Annotated in this window: 3 protein-coding genes; 1 reads left to right on the top strand and 2 read right to left on the bottom strand. The window is 42.0% G+C overall.

Annotation, left to right across the window (positions count from 1 at the left end; translation table 11 throughout):
• Positions 1-1370 precede the first annotated feature (1370 nt).
• A complete protein-coding gene (locus F6K54_RS40680; protein WP_293090126.1) occupies positions 1371-2117 on the bottom strand; it encodes a formylglycine-generating enzyme family protein in 747 nt (248 codons plus the stop codon).
• 557 nt (positions 2118-2674) lie between these two features.
• On the opposite strand from F6K54_RS40680, the gene F6K54_RS40675 reads away from it, so the two are divergent.
• Positions 2675-3874, top strand: a complete 1200-nt coding sequence (locus F6K54_RS40675) for a glycosyltransferase (protein ID WP_293090125.1) — start codon at positions 2675-2677, stop codon at positions 3872-3874.
• Positions 3875-4068: 194 nt separating this feature from the next.
• Here the strand turns inward: F6K54_RS40675 and F6K54_RS40670 are convergent.
• Positions 4069-4663: transposase (locus F6K54_RS40670; protein ID WP_293090123.1), on the bottom strand; the 595-nt coding region annotated here is incomplete at its 5' end.

Below are 4663 nucleotides of genomic sequence, written 5' to 3'. Positions count from 1 at the left end.
TAGGCTTCCCCACCTCACGGACGCGGGCTTTCTGTTTCAAAGGGAGTGCAACCACTTAACCCTCCACAGACAGAGACGATGAGACCCACCGCCTTTTTGTACTAAACAATTCTGTACTCCAGAAAGTTCCCTCAAGAGTTTTATCTTTTCACGGGTTGACGCTTAACTTCAGCAATTGAACCCCATACTCTATGTCGTTTTCGAGCGTCCTGTTATCGGGTGCGTATTACCGCTACTCCTGATAGAATCATCAATAATATCATGTCCGGTTGAATACTTACACTTTGGAGGTCCGAAGGCAGGAGGCAGGAGGCAGGAGGCAGAAGGGAAGAAAAGGCGCTCATGAGAAAAAGTGTTTTATCACGCTATTATCCGGACATGATATAACACAAAAAAGTACACAATGCAAGAAACTAAGTGGACGCTACGCGGTTTATTTGTTGGTCGGCAATTCCCCTCCCGTTAACATTCGTATAATATCATGTCCGGTTGAATAGTTACACTTTGGAGGAGGTAAGGCAGCGGGAGCTGGAGGCAGGAGGCAGAAGCGGTGCGACCCCGCGTCGGCGTCAGACGCAAGGGAATGCGCACCAAGAGAGGAAAGAAAAGGTTAGAAGGGAAAAGGTTTTTTTTATCACGCTATTATCCGGACATGATATAACGGGAGACCCCTTGCAGAATCAAGTTTGACAGAAATATTTATGGCTTACTGATTAAATCTCAAAGCATTGATAGATAAAGCTTTTAGTCTTTTTAAGTATCAAAAAGTGCGAGGTTTTATATCGTGTCCGGTAGCATCGGAGCGTGTATAAAATCAAGGTGACACTCTTGAGAAAACCTTCTGCCTCCTGCCTCCAGCTCCCGCTGCCTTCCTTCCACCAAAGTCTAATTATTCAACCGGACATGATATTAGGTGGTAATGGTTCAATTAGGAGCGGATTTTGGTCAAGAGTTGGGCAGAAAAATCCCAAATTGACAAAACTTAGCTCCTGCCTCCTCGCTCCCGATCCATTTCTCCTGTCTCCTGTCTCCCCCTCCCCTCCTGGGAGGGGCTAGGGGTGGGTTGGGAGGGGCTAGGGGTGGGTTGTCTCCTACCCTCACCCATAAGACTTTTTCAGCAAACCCTACTTACACATTAGATACTAATGTATCTAGACCGCATAGGGGTTTAAGGTTTGATTTTGTCTAATTAATTCTGTCTAACTACTTATATCATGTTCGGTTGAATAGTTATGATTAGGATGTAGATGGAAGAGATATCTCAAACACCTGAGATTGCTTCCTTCCACTCCGTTTCAGTCGCAATGACTTTATTGTAAGTGATCATCCGAACATGATATTACCATGGGACTCCTCACTGCATTAGGAGTTTAAGTACAAATAATCCGGCAACCATAGTAAAAATTACCATACTCAGGATAGAGTTTGTTACGAAAACTAGAACTACAGGACCTTGTAAATGCATTCCACGAACCACCGCGCAGGAGTCGATTCTCATTAGCACTATTTTCGATCCAGGCACTCCCATCTGTTGGTGCATCATCATAGGTATAGTGCCATTTATCTAAGCACCATTCCCAACAGTTGCCTTCAATGTCATATAGCCCCCAGGGATTGGGAAGCTTTTGTCCCACAGGTTGGGTTTTGTAGTCGGAGTTGATGCTATACCAAGCATATTTTTCTAAATCTTTTTGATCATCACCAAAGAAAAATTTCGTGGTCGAACCTGCACGACAAGCATATTCCCATTCCGCTTCGCTGGGTAAGCGAAATTGTTGATTAAACTTTTTGCTTAAGCGATCGCCAAATTCTACGGCATCATACCATGACACCTCTTCCACTGGTCGTTTTGCCCCTTTAAAGTAGGATGGATCTGGTTTTAAGTCTCTGTTGACTTTCTCAAAAGTCGTAGCAACAACTTGCCACTGTTCCTGAGTTACAGCATATTTTCCCATCCAGAAAGGGGAAATATTGACCTGATGTCGAGGTCTTTCAAACTCTAAAATATCTTCTCCCATCAGAAAACTGCCAGATGGGATATGTACCATTTCTAGGTTTACCCCATGGCCTAGGTCATAGGTTATCCCTTCCTGTTCCGGTTGAACACTATTACTCATCAGATACCTCCGGTAGCTTGGAGACCCCCGCGCTTTAGCCGGGGGAGGAAAAACGACACAGGGGTTAAAACCCCCGTCCCCTATAGGGGGTGTGGATTTTTATTGGTGGTAAACCCAGGAATCCACAAACCTGTAACGCCCATTTCTGGGGTAAAGTTAGCCTCGCCAATGTTATCGGTCGGTACTTTCCGCAACACACTGTCTTACCCCTCGTAGGACTGTTTAATGCTGCGGTTCTAGAGCTACAAACTGGCTACGCATTTGCAGGTAGGAACTTTAACGCTTACCGATAACGTAGTCCGCTGATTGACTTAGGCTGGTCAGCTATCTAAAGGGAAAGGCTTGATACCCCGTCTCTTTAGAGCGGGGTGCTGACTAACAAATATTCTTTCAGTCATAATCTACCATAAAATAGCTTACATCGTGCTCGACTTTTTTTTCATAAAGAAAAGCTTTAACTTTTGACGGAAGGAAAATTTCTATAGTATATTTAGTTTCCATAATGAATCGTTTGTCTTGATCGCTTTGTTGATCCCATAGGAGGGTAAATTTTTCCTTTGAAAGTCATCGCTTTAATTGAAGATAGTTGGAAAGGCCACCGCCCCACTTATCTGAAGTTATTCAACAAAATGCTGCTAGAGCTAGGTCATCAGGTTTTTACTTTTTGTCCGGAAACTCAAGAATTAGACAACTGGATTCAAGAGCATTGTCGGCCACAGCCTGGACAATATCAAATTTTTGAGTTTCGCAAACCACCGTCGTCACGATTTCCGCTTCAGCAATTACATTCAATACTCAATGCGGTAAATCTTTGGCGTGATGCTAAATTAGTTCTAGATCATGCCTTTCAAAAGCTAGAAAAAATTCCCGATCTAGTCTTTTTTTGTGTATTGGACGGCTATTTAGCTACAGGTTTAACTCATTACTTAATAAACCGAATTTTTCCTTACCAGTGGTCTGGCTTGTATCTTCACCCCCGCCATATGCGCTTAAAACCTTGGTTTTGGTCTTTATTGCCAGGTTTTGTACAGCCCCATGCTATTTTATATTCTTCCCATTGTCGTGCTGTGGCGCTATTAGATGAAGGCATAACCGATCAATTTCAAGATAGACTTTCTGGGAAAACAGTCATTAATTTCCCTGATTGTATTGATGCTTCTGAAGCAGATTTCAGCTTTCCCTTAATTCAGCAGATTAAAGAACAAGCTCAGGGTAGAAAAATTGTGGGTTTGTTGGGGTCTCAGTCTAAGCGAAAAAGCATTTTTACTCTTGTTGAAGTTGCTCAAAAAATGAAATTAGAACCATTCTTTTTTCTTTTTGCTGGCAATCTGTATCCAAAAACTTTTACTCAAAAAGAGCATTCTAAACTACTAGAAATTATCAGCTTAAATCTCGAAAATTGTTTCTTTCACTGGCAGGTAGTTCCAGAGCCTAGATTTAATGCTCTAGTGTCAATTTGTGATATTTTATTTGCTGCTTATGAGAATTTTCCACACAGTAGTAATATGCTGAACAAAGCTGCAAACTTTTGCAAGCCCATTGTTGTTAGTAAAAATTATTGTATGGGAGAAAGAGTAAAAAAGTTTAATTTAGGAGTGAGTATTCATGAAGGCAATGTGGAAGAATGCTTAGAAGCAATTCGCTTATTGGATAGCTCTCCTCTAAATGAGCCTGATTTTCAAGGCTATCTTGATGCCCATGCCATAGATAAATTATCTCCAGCTTTTCAGGGGGTTCTAGCTTGTCTTGAAAATTAGGTTGAGAAGAATTAAAAATTCCCAATCATATCAAGTCCGGTTAAACAGTTATAAAATGGTTAACTCAGGAGGAGTCAACCCACCCCTCGCCCCTCCCCCTCCCAGGAGGGGAACTCAGGAGTCAGGAGTCAGGAGGAGAGAGAATTACAAAGATGGGCCTACTTATGACGATTGGGGATTTTTTTTATGTGCAATTAACGGGATTTGATATCAACACGAAATATAGATTTTAATGATTGACATACTCCCGACGTTGCGCTTACAAGGGCAGCGCGGGATTCTTCAGTCTGGGAAAACCTGACCGCAGTTTTGACAGAAGTGATGTCCTCCTCCTGTGTTGATAACAATCCAATTTTCTGTATTAGAAGTGCTGAGTTATAGTCTCTGTCGAGTTCTTGGCCACAATTACTGCAAGAATGCCAACGCTCTGATAAGCTTTTAGGAACTTTACTTAAGCATTCCCAACAATGTTGAGATGTACCTTTTGGATCGACTTTGATAATTCTTTTGCCAAGTTTCCAAGCCACATACTCTAAGACTTGAACAAACTGACCAAAAGCTGCATCTTGTAAAGACTTATTCAATCCTGACTTAGCTGATTGACCGTTGGGCAAAAACTGACCATTATCACCTAATTTTACTTTGCAACGTCGGAGTAAAGAAGCTACCTGTAGGTCTTCAAGGAATATCACCCTTACATCTGAAAACAGATGGTAAGCAAGTTTGAATTGCCAATCCAAGCGCTGTCTAGATATTAGTTGATGGAGTTTTGCTATTTTACGCTTGAGA

It is taken from the genome of Okeania sp. SIO3B5 (genome assembly GCF_010692555.1).
Lineage (GTDB): Bacteria > Cyanobacteriota > Cyanobacteriia > Cyanobacteriales > Microcoleaceae > Okeania.
The sequence above is the reverse complement of the archived record's forward strand: the minus strand, read 5'-3'. Positions and strand labels throughout refer to the sequence as shown.